At 60.0% G+C, this 15,387-nt stretch carries 16 protein-coding genes and 1 riboswitch; of the genes, 5 read left to right on the forward strand and 11 right to left on the reverse strand.

The features are described from left to right. The 3 genes from glgB to PFH44_RS17460 all read right to left on the reverse strand — a co-directional run. The coding region (gene glgB, locus PFH44_RS17450) for a 1,4-alpha-glucan branching enzyme (protein ID WP_283825661.1) at nucleotides 1-2,175 on the reverse strand (2,175 nt) is incomplete at its 3' end. A gap of 436 nt (nucleotides 2,176-2,611) precedes the next feature. Further along, nucleotides 2,612-4,156, reverse strand: coding sequence for a cyclic diguanylate phosphodiesterase (locus PFH44_RS17455; RefSeq protein WP_283825662.1), 1,545 nt, complete (start codon nucleotides 4,154-4,156; stop codon nucleotides 2,612-2,614). A gap of 195 nt (nucleotides 4,157-4,351) precedes the next feature. Then, nucleotides 4,352-5,230, reverse strand: a complete 879-nt coding sequence (locus tag PFH44_RS17460; protein WP_283825663.1) for an AraC family transcriptional regulator — start codon at nucleotides 5,228-5,230, stop codon at nucleotides 4,352-4,354. A gap of 158 nt (nucleotides 5,231-5,388) precedes the next feature. Here PFH44_RS17460 and PFH44_RS17465 point away from each other — a divergent pair, with 158 nt between their 5' ends. Next, nucleotides 5,389-6,144: an SDR family NAD(P)-dependent oxidoreductase gene (locus PFH44_RS17465; RefSeq protein WP_283825664.1), complete on the forward strand. Its 756-nt coding sequence runs from the start codon at nucleotides 5,389-5,391 to the stop codon at nucleotides 6,142-6,144. A 28-nt stretch (nucleotides 6,145-6,172) separates the two neighbouring features. On the opposite strand, the gene PFH44_RS17470 is transcribed toward PFH44_RS17465, so the two are convergent. Next, nucleotides 6,173-6,766 (reverse strand): TetR/AcrR family transcriptional regulator, encoded by a 594-nt coding sequence (locus PFH44_RS17470; RefSeq protein WP_045855356.1) that lies wholly within the window; start codon nucleotides 6,764-6,766, stop codon nucleotides 6,173-6,175. A gap of 73 nt (nucleotides 6,767-6,839) precedes the next feature. Here PFH44_RS17470 and bdcA point away from each other — a divergent pair, with 73 nt between their 5' ends. The 3 genes from bdcA (at nucleotide 6,840) to PFH44_RS17485 (ending at nucleotide 8,593) form a co-directional block, all read left to right on the forward strand. Beyond that, the gene (gene bdcA, locus PFH44_RS17475) at nucleotides 6,840-7,553 is read left to right on the forward strand and encodes an SDR family oxidoreductase (protein WP_283825665.1); all 714 of its coding nucleotides are present in this window, start codon (nucleotides 6,840-6,842) and stop codon (nucleotides 7,551-7,553) included. Between the two features lie 138 nt (nucleotides 7,554-7,691). Continuing rightward, nucleotides 7,692-8,135, forward strand: a complete 444-nt coding sequence (gene parS / locus PFH44_RS17480; RefSeq protein WP_045855354.1) for a type II RES/Xre toxin-antitoxin system antitoxin — start codon at nucleotides 7,692-7,694, stop codon at nucleotides 8,133-8,135. Next, nucleotides 8,132-8,593, forward strand: a complete 462-nt coding sequence (locus tag PFH44_RS17485; RefSeq protein WP_045855353.1) for an RES family NAD+ phosphorylase — start codon at nucleotides 8,132-8,134, stop codon at nucleotides 8,591-8,593. Before parS ends, PFH44_RS17485 begins: the two co-directional genes overlap by 4 nt. Nucleotides 8,594-8,631: 38 nt before the next feature. Here the strand turns inward: PFH44_RS17485 and PFH44_RS17490 are convergent, their stop codons facing one another. The 3 genes from PFH44_RS17490 to PFH44_RS17500 form a co-directional block, all read right to left on the reverse strand. Then, nucleotides 8,632-8,877, reverse strand: coding sequence for a DUF2543 family protein (locus PFH44_RS17490; protein WP_045855352.1), 246 nt, complete (start codon nucleotides 8,875-8,877; stop codon nucleotides 8,632-8,634). Nucleotides 8,878-9,050: 173 nt separating this feature from the next. Then, entirely contained in the window at nucleotides 9,051-9,542 is a 492-nt protein-coding gene (locus PFH44_RS17495) for a GNAT family N-acetyltransferase (RefSeq protein ID WP_045855351.1), read from the reverse strand. Between the two features lie 84 nt (nucleotides 9,543-9,626). Further along, a complete protein-coding gene (locus PFH44_RS17500; protein ID WP_283825666.1) occupies nucleotides 9,627-10,304 on the reverse strand; it encodes a transporter substrate-binding domain-containing protein in 678 nt (225 codons plus the stop codon). A 259-nt stretch (nucleotides 10,305-10,563) separates the two neighbouring features. Then, nucleotides 10,564-10,638, forward strand: a riboswitch (Fluoride riboswitch). 41 nt (nucleotides 10,639-10,679) lie between these two features. Between PFH44_RS17500 and PFH44_RS17505 the strand changes: the two genes are divergently transcribed. After that, nucleotides 10,680-11,639, forward strand: a complete 960-nt coding sequence (locus tag PFH44_RS17505) for a DHHA2 domain-containing protein (RefSeq protein WP_283825667.1) — start codon at nucleotides 10,680-10,682, stop codon at nucleotides 11,637-11,639. 37 nt (nucleotides 11,640-11,676) lie between these two features. Here PFH44_RS17505 and PFH44_RS17510 read toward each other — a convergent pair whose 3' ends face one another. The 4 genes from PFH44_RS17510 to PFH44_RS17525 form a co-directional block, all read right to left on the reverse strand. Beyond that, nucleotides 11,677-12,960 carry a citrate synthase gene (locus PFH44_RS17510; RefSeq protein ID WP_283825668.1) on the reverse strand — a complete coding sequence of 428 codons (1,284 nt, stop codon included), beginning with the start codon at nucleotides 12,958-12,960 and terminating at the stop codon, nucleotides 11,677-11,679. 173 nt (nucleotides 12,961-13,133) lie between these two features. Further along, nucleotides 13,134-13,850, reverse strand: coding sequence for an ABC transporter ATP-binding protein (locus PFH44_RS17515; RefSeq protein ID WP_283825669.1), 717 nt, complete (start codon nucleotides 13,848-13,850; stop codon nucleotides 13,134-13,136). Then, nucleotides 13,847-14,722 (reverse strand): ABC transporter ATP-binding protein, encoded by an 876-nt coding sequence (locus PFH44_RS17520; RefSeq protein ID WP_045855347.1) that lies wholly within the window; start codon nucleotides 14,720-14,722, stop codon nucleotides 13,847-13,849. The genes PFH44_RS17515 and PFH44_RS17520 overlap by 4 nt, the downstream gene beginning before the upstream one ends. Beyond that, nucleotides 14,719-15,387, reverse strand: a 669-nt coding sequence (locus PFH44_RS17525; RefSeq protein WP_463671555.1) for an ABC transporter permease subunit, incomplete at its 5' end; no start/stop codon positions are given. The genes PFH44_RS17520 and PFH44_RS17525, both read right to left, overlap by 4 nt.

Below are 15,387 nucleotides of genomic sequence, written 5' to 3' on the forward strand. Positions count from 1 at the left end.
CCGTACCAGCCAGACGGTTGCCAGCGGCGGCAGGGTAATCGACAGCGAGTGCTCACGGCCGTGGCTGGCGATAGCCTCGCTTTCCACTACTCCGCCGTTGCCGGTATTGCTGCCGTGGTAGTGCATCGAGTCGGTATTCAGCTCCTCCCGCCAGCGCCCCGGCTGGTTAATCCCGAAGCGATAGCCGTGACGCGGTACCGGCGTGAAGTTGCTGGCAACGATGATTTCATTCCCCGCCTTATCGCGACGGACGAAGATAAACACCGAGCGCTCGTGGTCGTCCACCACCAGCCATTCGAAGCCGTAGCGGTCAAAATCAAGCTCGTGCAGCGCCCTGTGGCGACGGTAGGTATGGTTCAGGTCGCGAACCAGACGCTGGACGCCGTGGTGCCAGCTGTCGCCGCCTTCCAGCAGATGCCAGTCGAGGCTGGCGTCGTGGTTCCACTCCCGCCCCTGGGCAAACTCGTTGCCCATAAACAGCAGCTTTTTACCGGGGAAGGCAAACAGCCAGCCGTAGTAAGCGCGCAGGTTAGCAAACTTCTGCCACGCGTCGCCGGGCATGCGGTCGAGGATCGACTTTTTGCCGTGGACCACTTCGTCGTGGGAGAGCGGCAGAACGAAGTTCTCGGTGTAGTTGTAGAGCATGCCGAAGGTCATCTTGTCATGGTGATGACGACGGTGAACCGGATCCAGCTTCATGTAGTCGAGGGTGTCGTGCATCCAGCCGAGGTTCCATTTGAACCAGAAGCCGAGCCCGCCCGTCGAGGCGGGACGCGAAACGCCGGCAAAATCGGTGGACTCTTCGGCCATGGTGACCGCGCCGGGAGTCTGTTCGCCGAGCACACGGTTGGTATTACGCAGGAACTCAATCGCTTCGAGGTTTTCCCGTCCGCCGAACTCATTCGGCACCCACTCGCCCTCTTTACGGCTGTAGTCGCGGTAGATCATCGAGGCCACCGCATCGACGCGCAGGGCGTCAATGCCGAAGCGCTCAATCCAGTACAGCGCGTTGCCCACGAGGAAGTTGCTGACCTCCCGGCGGCCGTAGTTGTAGATCAGGGTATTCCAGTCCTGGTGATAGCCTTCGCGCGGGTCGCTGTGTTCGTACAGCGAGGTCCCGTCAAACGCCGCGAGGGCAAAATCATCGGCGGGGAAATGCCCCGGCACCCAGTCGAGGATCACGTTGAGGCCCGCGGCGTGCGCGGCGTGAATGAAGTAACGGAAGTCTTCGCGGGTGCCAAAGCGGCGGGTCGGCGCGTACAGCCCGGTGGGCTGATAGCCCCAGCTGCCGTCAAACGGGTGCTCGTTCACCGGCAGCAGCTCCAGATGGGTAAAGCCCATCCATTTGGCATACGGCACCAGCTGGTCCGCCAGCTCGCGATAGCTCAGCCAGAAGTTGTTATCGGTGTGGCGACGCCAGGAGCCCAGGTGGACCTCATAAATCGAAATCGGCGCATCAAACTGGTTCGCCTGCTTGCGCTCCGGCGGCTGGGTAATCTTTTCCGGCAGGCCGCAGATCAGCGAGGCGGTGTCCGGGCGCATCTGCGCCTCAAAGGCGTAAGGGTCGGACTTCACCCGGAGGTGGCCGTGCGCGTCGATCATCTCAAATTTATACAGCTGGCCGTTCTGCGCGCCGGGGACAAACAGCTCCCAAATCCCCGACTCTTTGCGCAGGCGCATCGGGTGGCGGCGGCCGTCCCAGTAGTTGAACTGGCCGACCACCGAAACCCGGCGGGCGTTCGGCGCCCACACCGAGAAGCGCGTGCCGGTGATGCCGTCCATCGTATCGGCGTGGGCGCCGAGGGTTTCGTACGGCCGCAGGTGGGTGCCTTCGGAGAGCAGCCAGGCGTCCAGGTCCTGCAGCAGCGGGCCAAAGCGGTAAGGGTCATCAATCAGATTGAGCTGACCGTGCCAGGTGACGGCCAGCTGATAGCGAAAAGCATTTTTTCGACGCGGCAGAACGCCGCTAAAGAAACCGCGCGAGTCGAGGCACTCAAGCTTGCCGACTTTGCGTCCGGTTTTCGGTTCAATGACCCACACGTCGGTGGCATCGGGTAACAACGCGCGTACTTCCAGCCCGGCATCGGTGGCGTGCATGCCGAGCACGGAGAATGGATCGGAACAATGGCCTGCGAGAAGTGCTGAAATCACACTTTTTTCATTATAATCAGACATGTCAGTCACCCTACTATCGTCCTGCGGAAAGAAATAACCCTTCTCTTTCTGCTTTATTGACCCGGTAATATTCCGCTGCAACGTGCGCATTGAAATATCAACCCGTTATTCCAGAGCCTTAAGACATGTCGGTGGTCCACAAATATAAAGTAATTAACCTCCTGAGAAGCAATTAAATGTGCCGTACGTATTCTGTATTAGCTATCTTCAGAATAATTAATTCTGATTTCCTTTCTGTGAGTAAACACGCATTTCTATATTCGCAGGAAAGCAAGCAATGATATTATTATGCGCATCACATTAACGAACGGCGCTGCTCGCAAGGACAGGATACGTCTACGGTTGAGGGGCAGCCGGCCCCGGCGGATATCAGACCTTTCTCAACTGGTTAAATTTCGAGCAAAACTCATCGTTGAGATCGCGGGCGGCGTAAAATTCATGTGCTGCTTATCTTAGGTCCGGCTTTCGCTGCAGCGCCTAATGCGCGGATATAGTCGTTTACCGGCACGGGGCGGGAAAAGTAGTACCCCTGAAATATCTCTATCCCCAGCGTCCGCAGAACCTGCAGCTGATTATTATCCTCGACCCCTTCCGCAATGATGTGGCAATTAAACTTCCGCGCCAGGTTCACCATGTTTTTAACCACCAGCGCCGAGGCTTCGTTCGTCCCGACGTTGGACGTGAAGACCTTGTCCACCTTAATGAACTCCGGCTGAAACTGCTGCAGGTAGCTGTAGTTCGCGTAGCCGGTACCAAAATCATCGAGGGAAAACTGCACCCCGAGCTGGCGGAGCTTGCCGGTCACCGCGTCGGTTTGCAGCGTGTTTTCAATCGATTCACGTTCTGTAATTTCGAGCACCACCCGCACGTCCGCGCCCTTGAGCTGCGACTGAAAGCGCGTGCATAGCGCCACGATGTCATCATCCTGGAAGTTGACGGCGCAGGCGTTAAAGCAGATATACAGCCCTTCCGGCAGCAGCGCCTGGTGTTCACGCAGCTGGCGGATCACCTCGTTGAAGCAGATGGCCGTCACGCCTTTAATCAGGCCGGTTTGCTCGGCCACCGAGATGAATTTGTCCGGCGGAATAAAGCCGAGCTTTGGATGCTCCCAGCGCACAAGCACCTCCCCGCCGACAATTCGCCCCTGCTCCCCCGCCACAATCGGCTGAATGTAGGGCTTCAGCTGTTTATGCTGTATCGCCTTGCGGAGCATAAACTCCAGCGTGCCGCGATAGCCCAGATAGCTTCTGAATAGCCAGGTCAGCAGCATAGATACCGTGAGAATGGCAATAAACAGGTTCTGCTCATAGTGGATAAACGTGGAGAGACCGGCGAGGCCGCCGCGGTCAGCAATGACGCTGTAGCGGAACTGCCCGGAGTCGAGCGCCACCGGGATGGCAATGTGCGCCGCGCTGCTGACCTGGCCGTTGCGGTCCAGGTAGCGATCCCCCACCTGCAAATACAGGTGCGAGTCGCCGTCCAGTACTCGCAGGACGTTATACAGGTAGTAGCCGTCAATACCGATAAGCGCGCTATTGCCGCTTCGGTCCTGCAGGGTGTAGACAATCAGTGACTTAGAGGGCGTGATTTGATTGCCGCCCATCAGAATCAGCGATCCGTCCGGATAGTCTGCCTGATTGAGGCTAAATGTCTGCCCGCCAAAAACGGAGGTGCAGTAGATTTCATCCCCCTTTGCCATGCTCACCGTTCTGACGTCCGGAATGGTGGCAACAATGGTGCGCAGACCCGTCAGGACCTCCTCTCCGCAGCTTTCGCCCAGATATCCTCTGGCGCGTTCGGCCGCCAGCTCGGCGTGACCGAGCGTGACGTCGAGGCTGCTGATGGCCTGCTTCAGGCGGGAATGAATATCCTTATCCAGGGAGTGCTGCATCTGCAGATAGCACAGCGCGGTGCCCAGACTCATAGCCAGCAGGAAAAACGCCAGAAGCAGGGGGCGATGGAATGCCGGAGGTCTTTTCATTGAGAGGTTCCAGTAAAGGGTCTGAGCGGGAAGTCATCTTTAAACGCCGGTACGCCTGAGGTAATGATAATTCAACGCATGAAAAATGTCCGTGCCCGCGGGTAAACCGAGTCGCAACCGCCGATAAATCGTACGTTTCAGCCGCAAGCCAAGGGTATCAACGGCCCGGGGCTGCCCCGCTTCCGCCGCGTCGAATCAGGTGCTCTCCTTCGCAGCTCGCATATCGCGCCCCGGCGGCGTACCGAACATCCGGGCGTATTCCCGCGTGAACTGCGGAATGCTGGCGTAGCCAACCGCATACGCCGCCTGGGCGATGCCCGTCCCGTCGGCCAGCATCAAATGGCGGGCATGAATCAGGCGCAGCTGTTTCTGGAACTGGAGCGGCGACGTCGTAGTGATAGCCCGAAAATGCTGATGGAACACGGAAACGCTCATGCCCGCCGCGCCGGCAAGCTCATCAACGCTTATCGCGCGCGTAAAATCTTTACGCAAAATAGCGACCGCGCGGCTAATTCGCCCGGAATGGCTATCCGCCGCGCCGAGTGCGCGAATGGCGGCTCCGTGTACGCTGCGCAGCAGCCAGTAATGCAGCTCGCGTCGTAATCCCTTTCCCAGAACGCTCATCGCTTCCCGCTGTTCAAACAGCCTGACCAGCCGATAGGCGGCGTCCGTGACCTCGGCACCGATCGGCTCAATCCCGACGCGGGGCGTATCCCCCTGCTCTGCCGGCGCAGCGTCCTGAAGCTCACGCAGGATCGCGGTATCCAGTTCCAGCACCAGGGAATAGTAGGGATGGCGAAGGCTGGCCTGGATAATCTGGCTGCTGGTCGGGACATCTGCGGCAATAACCATGGCCTCGCCCGGCCCATACTCAAAGCTCCTGCTGCCGGTGGTCACGCGTTTACGCCCCTGCAGCAGCATCGCAATCAGGGGCCTGTTAATGGCCGCCTGTAGTTCGGCGGGACGTAAAGCCCGGATAATCGTCAGCCCCGGAACCGGCGTAACGGCAAGCCCGCTCCGGTCGGCATGAGCGTCGGCATAACGGCGGCAGAGATCGAACAGAGCGGCGTGCATAACATCCTTTCAGGCAAGTTTTTAAACGCCAGTATGCGACAAATCGCAGCGAAGTGAACGCCCAAAAGAGAAATGAGCAAAAAATAGCAAGAATCGGGCAATTTGCCCCGGCGGGCAGATTCTATTGTAGGGACACCACCAAACAGAGAGGACATATCATGACTAAAATCGCACTCATCACCGGCGCCAACCGTGGACTTGGCCGCAACGTCGCGCTCGCCATTGCGCAACAGGGAGGTGACGTCATCGTTGCCTACAGAGGGAACGCGGAGCAGGCCAGCGCGGTTGTGGCAGAGATCCGCGCTCTCGGCCGTAAGGCGGTCGCGCTTCAGCTGGATATGGCGCAGACGGCGAGCTTCCCGGCGTTTGCCGACGCGCTGCGCGCGCAGCTTGCGGAGGTCTGGGGACGCGGCACCTTCGATCGCCTGATTAACAACGCCGGTCACGGAGAGTTTGCCGCGGTGACCGATACCACCGAAGCGCAGTTTGACGGGCTGTTCAACGTGCACGTCAAAGGCGTCTTTTTCCTGGTTCAGGCGCTTTTGCCGCTGCTGGCCGACGGCGGGCGGATCGTCAATTTTTCATCCGGGCTGACCCGGGTATCATATCCAGGATTTTCCGCCTACGCCGCGGCAAAAGCGGCGGTGGAAATGCTGAGCGTGTACATGGCGCGCGAGCTGGGCGAGCGTGGGATTACCGTCAATACCGTCGCCCCTGGCGCCATTGAAACCGATTTTGGCGGTGGGCTGGTACGCGACAACGCCGAGGTCAACGCCCAGTTTGCCGCGATGACCGCACTCGGACGCGTCGGCGTCCCCGACGATATCGGGCCGATGATCGCCAGCCTGCTGCGGGACGATAACCGCTGGGTGACCGCACAGCGTATCGAGGTCTCGGGCGGACAGACTATCTAACCCTTACTCGTAGCAACAGGGTCTGGCCTCAGCGAGGCAGCAGCTGTTCCAGCGCCAGACCCGCCAGGCGTACGGTTTCCTCAAGCCGCGCCAAACTATCCCCCGCCCGCGCTTTTGCCGAAAGGCCGACCATCAGGGTACTGACAAAGTCGGTCAGCCGCACGGCGTCCTGCGGATAGCGCCGGGCGATATAGGCCCGAATATTATCCTCCGCGGCGGTATGCAGCTCGCTCGCGGCCTCGCGCGCGGGCCGGTCGTTGCAGTGGATCCCCTCCAGCACCAGGCATCCGGCGGCCGTCGGGTCGGCAACGTAGCGCCTTGCCGCCTCGTGCAGCACGGCCATCAGACACTGCGCCACCGGACGGTCATCGCGCAGAAGCTCCGCAAAGGGAATCGCTCCGATGCGGCTATAGCGATCCAGCACGCGGTTATACAGCCCGAGCTTGCTGCCAAACGCGGCGTAGAAGCTGGGCGGATTGATGCCGAACGCCTTTGTCAGGTCGGCCACGCTGACCGCGTCGTAGCCCCGGGAGTGAAAAAGCCGCTGCGCGACCTCAACGGCCTGCAGCGGATCGAACTGGCGAGGACGTCCTGGGGTGCGGACCTGTTTTGTAGTGCTCACTATATTACTCCTTGACAGCGTGATTTGCCGAAGCATATTGTAATCATCACTACAATATCATGAGGAACGAGCTATGACAGCATCACAACAGAAATCGGTACTGGTTTTGGGCGGGAGTCGCGGTATTGGCGCGGCTATCGTGCGGCGCTTTGCCGCAGACGGCGCCTCGGTTGTCTTTAGCTATGCCGGATCGGCGGAGGCGGCCGCTACCCTGGCGGCCGAAACCGGCAGCATCGCGGTGCAGGCGGACAGCGCCGACCGCGAGGCGGTGATAGCGCTGGTGCGCGACAGCGGGCCGCTGGATCTGCTGGTCGTCAACGCCGGTATCGTCCTCTTCGGCGATGCGCTGGAGCAGGACAGCGATGCCGTCGACCGTCTGTTCCGTATCAACATTCACACCCCCTACCACGCGGCTGTCGAGGCGGCGCGTAAAATGCCGGATGGCGGACGCATTATTGTTATCGGCTCGGTGAATGGCGATCGCATGCCCATCGCAGGAATGGCATCCTATGCCGTCAGCAAATCGGCGCTGCAGGGGCTGGCGCGCGGCTTAGCGCGTGATTTTGGCCCGCGCGGGATTACGGTCAACGTCGTTCAGCCCGGACCTATCGACACCGACGCTAACCCGGAGGATGGCCCGATGAAGGAGCTGATGCACAGCTTTATGGCCATAAAACGGCACGGCCGTCCTGAAGAAGTGGCGGGCATGGTTGCCTGGCTGGCAGGCCCCGAGGCGTCCTTCGTCACCGGCGCCATGCACACCATCGACGGCGCGTTTGGCGCATAGGCCGATAAAGGCCACCGCGGGTGGCCTGTTCCCCTTCCCTGAGCGTTGTTGACGATCCCGGGCGCGAAATGTTGGCCGTCACCGCTGGCCGAACGCATTCCATATGGTATAATTTTTGTACCAAATGGGAGGTTTGCCATGAAAGTCTATTCCCCGACCGAGAGCGCAGAAAAAAATCTTAGCCCCTGGCACGCCATCGGCCTCGACGCCGAGGACGGCATTGCGCTGATGGGCAAAATTAGCCACGGGCTGGAAGGTTCCGTCGCCCGGCAAATTTCCGCATGGGCGGAGATCACCCCTGCCGAACTGCGCAAAATGTCAGGTATTGCGAATACCACCTTTAACCGCAGCATCAAATCGCGTTTTTCCGCTGACCAAAGCGAGCGCCTGGTGCGCATTCTTCGCGTTATCGAGCGGGCGGTGGAGCTGTTCGAAGGTGATAAAGAGGCGGCGCAGAAGTGGATGAATGAACCCAACCGCGCGCTCGGCTGGAAAACGCCGGCCGAGGTGGTCTCTTCTGAAACCGGCGCGCTGGAGGTGATGCGCCTGATCACGCGCGTGGAGCACGGGGTTTATTCGTGATCCTCTACCGCCTGACTAAAACCCGCTTTCTGACGACCGCCTGGTCTGGTTTTGGCGCGAAAGAGGCCGGCGGCCGCTGGAACAGCGTTGGCACGGCGATGGTCTATTTGTCGGAAGCCGCCTCTCTGACCATGCTGGAAACGCTGGTGCACATCAATGCTCCGCAGCTGCTGGATGATTTCACGCTGCTGAGCATTGAGGTACCGGACGACCAGGTGCTGACCGTCGATCCGGACTCACTCCCCGCGGACTGGGCCCGCGAGGATGCGCCAGCCCGGCTGGCACGCTACGGTGACGAGTGGGCCGCGAGCGCGGCATCAGCGGCATTGCGCGTGCCGAGCGCCCTGTCGCCGGTGGAGTATAACTATCTCTTCAATCCTCAACACCCTGCCGTTTTCGATCTGCTGGCAAGCGTAAAAAGGATCCCCTTCCGCTTTGATACTCGTCTTAAGGCGTAATAAACCGCATCCCGCAGTCGCTCCCGCGCTATACAGGGCTACTCGTTGCCCCATTGATTGAGAAATTCCGCAATATCATCGATCCGCGATTCCGCTATCCCGGCCTCGGCGGCCAGATCTTTCTGCGCGTCTTCGCTAATCTCTTCGTTAGCCATCAGGCGGGTGATCAGCGCCTGGAAATAGGCGGCAAGCGAATCGCGTTCGGACTCGCTGACCGGTTTAGCTGATTCAGTCGCATACTCATCCACGATGTCATAAAACTTCAGCGGTATTTCATTGGTCATTACGTCTTTCCTCATGGCTTGATATTGATTGACTGAACGCCCGACGCGTAAACCGGCCTCTTTTACCCGGCGCAGGCTTACGCCCCGTCGGACGATTCTACCCTATAATTCAACGGCGCACGCCCTTCTCTCTGCGCAGCAGCCGCAATGTTAACCGCCGGGGGCAATGAAGATTAAAGCGTAAGCATCATTTCATGCCACGCCATGCCGCCATGATCGGAGGCCGACGGCTTGATGTACTGAAAACCGAAGTGGGCGTAGAGATCGACGTGACGGTCCTTGCACATCAGATGAACGGTCTTCTTATTCATCGACCGCATCTGCGACAGAAATTCGCGCATCAGCAGAGACGAATAGCCCTTACCCTGGAAATCGGGGTGCATAACCACCGACATAATCACCACGTTGGGCGCCGCGGCATCGTGCCCGACCAGCTCCTTAAACTCCTCATCGGACATCACCACCTCCCAGGCACAGCCCGCGTTGATGAAGCCAACGATTTCACCCGCAATCTCCATGCACAGGAAGCCCTGCGGATATCGCGCGATGCGGGTCGTGATTTTTTCTAACGTCGCGGCCTCATCGCCCTCATAAGAGGTGATTTCAATCGCGTAGCAGCGGCTGGCATCGGCGAGCGTCGCCTGGCGTAAAACGGGGGTAGTCATGACCTGAACCTCTTTATACTCATGTAGTTGCGAGCATAATACGCGCTTTGCGCGGCATTCTCGATGCCACAGCGTTATTCGGGCCTACTGCTCGGCCAGATGGCGGTCAATCATCCGCTGCAGCGAGCCGTCCTGCTGCCATTGCGTCAGCAGCGCAACCAGCCGTTGATAGGACCCGTCCCTGCTTCGAGGAACGCAAATCGCCTGGTTTATCTGAACGAAACTGTCGGCCAGCACGCGAAAACCGGGGTGCCCGGCGGCGGCGCGTTCAAGCGGCTGGCGGATGCCGGCGGCCATATCGCCTTCGCCGCTGATAAACGCGTCGATGGCCGCCTGCGACGAGGCCAGACGGTTAAGCGTGGCGAAGCGCAGCTGCCGCGTCAGGTGCAGATCGTAAGCCGCGCCCTTGCCGACGTTAATCACCACGCCCTCTTTGTCCATTTCGGCAACGCTCTGCCACGGGCTCTGGGCCTTGACCAGCACGGTCCCCTGAATGGCGATATAGGGCTGGGTGAAGCGCAGCGTCTCTTCGCGCGCAGGATCGATCGCCAGAAAGGCAATATCCCAGATATCATTTTGCGCATCGTCCACCACCTTGCCCGCCGCCGGATAGGTGACAAACTGCGGCGTCGCGCCCAGCTCTGCCGCAATACGCCCGGCAATCTCCGGCGTAATCCCACCAGGCTGCCCGTCCGCAAGGTTTTTTGCCAGAACGGCGTTGCCGAGGTTAATCGCGAAACGTAGGGGTTTGGCGGCGCTCATGTCGTATCTCCCTGAAGCGATAATATTGAAGGGCTGAATTTCACCGGCTACCCGGCCTGAAGCGCGAAGTCCGGCCATCACGCAGCGGCAGCCGGCGAGGCTGAATACGCTTAGCGCCCCCAAAATATAGCGTTATTTGCGCGTGCCGTGCAGAGCCGCAGTCCGGCTATTTCGCCTAAAAAGCGCGGATCGGCGTGCTGGATCGCTTCCGATTCATCATCGGCGGTGATTGATTTCTCTTTGCGCCTCGGATAAGGTTTGCCAACAAGGTGATGGTGTTCCACCTTTCCCAACCGCCGGGGCTGTCGAACCGGATGATGACGCCTGATATACAATCATTTCTGTTCCCCCACGGGACGTATGTCAGGAGCTGCTATGCACAATCAAACCGCTTTTTCCCTACCGCTTACCGCTGCGCAAGAGTCGATTATTCACGTCTTTGGTCATCGCAATCCCGATAGCGACACGATCTGCAGCGCGCTGGTTGTCGCCGACTGGCTCAACTATACCGCAAGGCCGGCGCGTCCTTTCCGCCTGGGAGAATTAACCCCGGAAACGCGCTATATCCTGCAGTCAGCGGGAGTCGCGCCGCCGGATCTACTCCACGACGATCTGACCGATAAAAAGGTGTGGCTGGTTGATTTCACCGACGTTGAGCAAGGTCCGCTAACCCTCCCCGACAGCGATGTGATCGGTATTATCGACCACCATCGCATGGGAACCCTGGTGACCAAAAATCCGCCGGACGTTTGGATCCGCGCGGTAGGTTGCTGCGCGACGGTTATTCTCACCATCCTGACCTCGGAGAGCCCGATGCCGCTCAGCGCGGCCCAGGCCACCCTGCTGCTGGGGGCCATACTCAGCGATACGGTTGCCCTCAGCGGCCCCACCACCACGGCGCGGGACCGCGAGGCGGTGGCGATTTTGCGCGACATTGCCGGCGTTGATTACGACGCCTTCGTTGCCGGGCTGCTGGCGGCGAAAACCTCTCTGGCGGGCCAGTCCGCCGCGCAGCTGCTCCATCGCGATGCAAAAAATTACCGGATCCACGGCGTCTCTCTGCTGCTCGCGCAGATTGAGGTGCGCGACATGGCGGATATCAGCCCGCACTTACCCGGGCTGAAGCAGGAGATGGAGCGCGCCAGGCTCGAGCTGGGGCTGGAGATGGTTGTGCTGATGCTAACCGACATTACCCATCCCCATTCCGTCCTCTACTTCACGCCCAACAGCCTTATTCCCAGCCAGCAGGTGTCCCTCCCGGGCATGACCAGCAGAAAAAAGGAAATTCTGCCCTGGCTGACCGAGCGCCTGGCCGCAGCGGATGAGCGATCGTAATATTTAACCGCCGCCCCGCTCAGGAGGCGGCGTGGGATTATGCCTCGCGGCGGGAGACGTAATCTCGCGGGGCTTCGCCGGTGTAGATCTGCCGCGGGCGATAGATATTCAGCGGCGCTTCGTGCATCTCATTCCAGTGGGCCACCCAGCCCAGCGTGCGGCCAACGGCGGTCACCACCACAAACATTGATGAAGGTAGCTTCATCGCCTTCAGGATCACCGCCGTATAGAAGTCGACGCTGGGCGACAGGCCGTTTTCAACAAAATAGGGGTCGGTCAGCGCCACCTCTTCAAGGGCCATCGCCACCTGCAGCAGCCGATCCGACATTCCCAGCTCCGCAAGCACCCGGTGACAGGTATCGCGCAGGATCGCAGCGCGCGGGTCGAGGTGACGGTAGCGCGAGTTACCGAAGCCGAGGCGACGGAAGGCCTGCGGGTCGCGCTTCGCCTTACTCAGGAACACCGGCACCTGATCCACGGTTTCAATCTCTTCCAGCATCCGCATGCTGGCTTCGTTGGCCCCGCCGTGCATCGGCCCCCACAGGGAGGCCAGTCCCGCCGCCACGCAGGCAAACAGGTTCGCCCCCGAGGAGCCGGCGGCCCGCACCGTGGTGGTGGAGGCGCACTGGCCGTGATCGGCATGCAGCACCAGAATCTGGTTCATCGCCTCCTCAATGACCGGATTGACCACGTATTTCTCCGCCGGCACCGCAAACAGCATATGCAGGAAGTTCCCCGCATAGGAGAGATCGTTGCGCGGATAGGGCGCGGGCTGCTCGATGGCGTATTTATAGCTCATGGCCGCCAGCGTCGGCATTTTTGACAGCAGACGCGTGGCCGCCAGGGCGCGGTGTTCAGGGTTTTCTACGTCCAGCACGTCATGGTAAAACGCCGCCAGCGCCCCGACCATCGCGCACATCAGGGCCATCGGATGGGAGTCGCGACGAAAGCCGCTGCACATCCGCGACATCTGTTCATGCACCAGCGTGTGGCGGGTGATCGTATTGCGGAAAGCCTGATAGCTGGCTTCATCCGGCGCCTCGCCCCGCAGCATGATATACGCCACCTCGAGGAACTCGCACTGGCGCGCCAGCTGATCTACCGGATAGCCGCGGTGCAGCAGCGTGCTGTTATCAGTATCAATATAGGAGATAGCCGACCGGCAGCCGGCGGTATTGGTAAAGCCTGGGTCGAAGCTACAGAGCTCCGACTGATTGAGCGCGCGGATATCAATCCCCACGCGGCCCAGCGTCCCGGAGACCGTCTCCAGGGGAATAGGCTGTTGCCCGGCGAAAGAAAGCGTTAGCGGTTGAGTGGCCATCCTGTAAAGTTCCCCCTGTACAACAAACGAGTCATAAGCCTGAATCGATTCTTCAGGCGCAATCTTCAACATAGCCGCAGCGCGGCCGCTATTCTTTGATATGAATAGCTAAAAGGGGTAATTATTACCGCCATCAATCAATAACCGCCGCGGATCCGTGACAGCGTCACCGGTCAAACCATCCCCAGATAGGCGTTCCTGACCTCCGGATTGTCGAGCAGCTCCCTCCCGCTACCGCTGAGTCGGATCTGGCCGTTGACCATCACGTACGCCCGGTCAGAGAGCTTCAGCGCGTGGTGGGCGTTTTGCTCCACCAGAAAAAGCGTCATTCCCTGCGCCGTCAGCTCGCGCAGGATCTGAAAGATTTGCTTCACCACCAGCGGCGCCAGGCCGAGGCTCGGCTCGTCGAGCAGCAGCAGCTTCGGCCGGCTCATCAGCGCCCGGGCAATCGCAAGCATCTGTTGCTCGCCGCCGGAAAGCGTCATTGCCCGCTGCGTTCGCCGCTCTTCAAGGCGGGGAAACAGCTGATACATGCGGCGCTTATCCTCTTCCTGATAGCGGCTGCCAATCGGGATGGTCCCCATCAGCAGGTTCTCTTCGACCGTCATATCCGCAAAAATCCGCCGTCCCTCCGGCGCCTGCGCGATGCCGTTGCCGGCGATAAAATGGGTGGATTTGCGGCTGATATCCTCCCCGCGATAGAGGATCTGCCCTTCGGCGATGCGCGGCTGACCAAAAATAGACATCAGCAGCGTGGATTTACCAGCGCCGTTGGCGCCGATCAGCGCCACCGTCTCGCCCTCATTGACCGTCAGCGAGACCTGGTTCAGCGCCTGAATCTGACCGTAAAAGACGTCCACCTGGCGAAACTCAAGCATCGGCTGGCTCATACCGCAATCTCCTCTTCATCCGCGCCCAGATAAGCGGCGATAACGCTGATATTCGACTGGATCTCCTGCGGGGCGCCGCGGGCAATCACGTCCCCGCGGTCGAGGACGATAATATGATCGGAGATCTCCATCACCATCCCCATATCATGCTCGATCAGCAACACGGTGATGCCGTGATGCTGGCGCAGGAAGCGGATAATACGGCTCAGGGCGTGCGTCTCCGCGGGGTTCAGCCCCGCGGCGGGCTCATCCAGGCAGATCATCTCCGGGCCGGTGCACATGGCGCGGGCAATCTCCAGCCGCCGCTGCTGGCCGTAGGAGAGCGTGCCGGCCAGCCGGTTGGCGCAGTCCACCAGGTCCACCACCTCCAGCCAGTAGAAGGCGCGGTCGAGGGCCTGATTTTCAGCCCGACGATAGCCGCGGGTGTTGAGGATGCCGGCCACCAGGTTACGGTTTACCTGCATATGCTGGGCCACCAGCAGATTTTCGATAACCGACATCTCGCGAAACAGGCGGATGTTCTGGAAGGTCCGCGCCAGCCCGGCCCGGTTCACCAGATGCGTGCCGCCGAACATCTTGTAGTAGATCCTCGACCCCAGACGCGCCGGGTGCAGAAAATCATCGGGACGTATTTTTTGCCCGAGGACCTGAATCACGTCGGTCATCGCGGCGTGGGCGTTGAGCACAATTGCTCCGCCCGTGGCGCGATAAAACCCGGTCAGGCAGTTGAATACCGTGGTTTTCCCCGCGCCGTTCGGACCGATCAGCGCGGTTATCGATCCCCTTTCCACGTCGAGGTTGACGTCGTTAAGCGCCTTGATGCCGCCAAAATGCATCATCAGATGCTCTACCCGCAGAATGCTGTCGCTCATGGTGCCACTCCCTTGCGCACGGTAACCCCCATGCGGCTGGTGCGCACCAGCCCGCGCGGCCGCCAGATCATCATTAGTACCATCAGCACGCCAAACAGCAGGACCCGATACTCATCGAAGCCGCGCAGCAGCTCGGGCGCAACGGTCAGCACAAAGGCCGCCAGCACCACGCCCAGCGTCGACCCCATACCGCCGAGAACCACAATGGCCAGAATCAGCGCGGATTCAAAAAAGGTGAACGACGTCGGGTTAACAAACCCCTGATAGGTGGCGAAAAAGACCCCGGCGATACCGGCGGTCGACGCGCCGAGCATAAAGGCCGAAAGCTTCACCAGCACGTGGTTGAGCCCCATCGCGCGGCAGGCAATTTCGTCCTCGCGCAGCGCTTCCCACGCGCGGCCGATAGGCATCCGCGTTAGGCGATGTTTGATAAACAGCACCAGCACCACCACCAGGCACAGCACGCCATAGATAAAGATAAACTTGAGGTTGGGGTTGTAGCTAACGTGGAGAAACTCATGGATTGGCACCCCGCCGTCCTTCGCCCGGCGCCCGAACTCCAGCCCGAACAGCGTCGGCGCCGGCACGGAAATGCCGTTCGGCCCGCCGGTAAAGCTGACCCAGTTGTTCAGCACCAGGCGAATAATTTCGCCGAATCCGAGGGT

Origin of the sequence: Klebsiella sp. Ech2A (genome assembly GCF_030078455.1) — a bacterium.
Taxonomy (GTDB): Bacteria; Pseudomonadota; Gammaproteobacteria; order Enterobacterales; family Enterobacteriaceae; genus Klebsiella; species Klebsiella terrigena.

Excerpts from the sequence above, each read along its gene's own strand:
- bdcA (WP_283825665.1), top strand. The coding sequence starts at position 6,840 with ATGACAGCATCACAACAGAAATCGGTACTGGTTTTGGGCGGGAGTCGC.
- parS (WP_045855354.1), top strand. The coding sequence starts at position 7,692 with ATGAAAGTCTATTCCCCGACCGAGAGCGCAGAAAAAAATCTTAGCCCC.
- PFH44_RS17510 (WP_283825668.1), bottom strand. The coding sequence starts at position 12,960 with ATGGCCACTCAACCGCTAACGCTTTCTTTCGCCGGGCAACAGCCTATT.
- PFH44_RS17520 (WP_045855347.1), bottom strand. The coding sequence starts at position 14,722 with ATGAGCGACAGCATTCTGCGGGTAGAGCATCTGATGATGCATTTTGGC.
- PFH44_RS17500 (WP_283825666.1), bottom strand. The coding sequence starts at position 10,304 with ATGAGCGCCGCCAAACCCCTACGTTTCGCGATTAACCTCGGCAACGCC.
- PFH44_RS17490 (WP_045855352.1), bottom strand. The coding sequence starts at position 8,877 with ATGACCAATGAAATACCGCTGAAGTTTTATGACATCGTGGATGAGTAT.
- PFH44_RS17515 (WP_283825669.1), bottom strand. The coding sequence starts at position 13,850 with ATGAGCCAGCCGATGCTTGAGTTTCGCCAGGTGGACGTCTTTTACGGT.
- PFH44_RS17495 (WP_045855351.1), bottom strand. The coding sequence starts at position 9,542 with ATGACTACCCCCGTTTTACGCCAGGCGACGCTCGCCGATGCCAGCCGC.
- PFH44_RS17455 (WP_283825662.1), bottom strand. The coding sequence starts at position 4,156 with ATGAAAAGACCTCCGGCATTCCATCGCCCCCTGCTTCTGGCGTTTTTC.
- PFH44_RS17505 (WP_283825667.1), top strand. The coding sequence starts at position 10,680 with ATGCACAATCAAACCGCTTTTTCCCTACCGCTTACCGCTGCGCAAGAG.
- PFH44_RS17465 (WP_283825664.1), top strand. The coding sequence starts at position 5,389 with ATGACTAAAATCGCACTCATCACCGGCGCCAACCGTGGACTTGGCCGC.
- PFH44_RS17460 (WP_283825663.1), bottom strand. The coding sequence starts at position 5,230 with ATGCACGCCGCTCTGTTCGATCTCTGCCGCCGTTATGCCGACGCTCAT.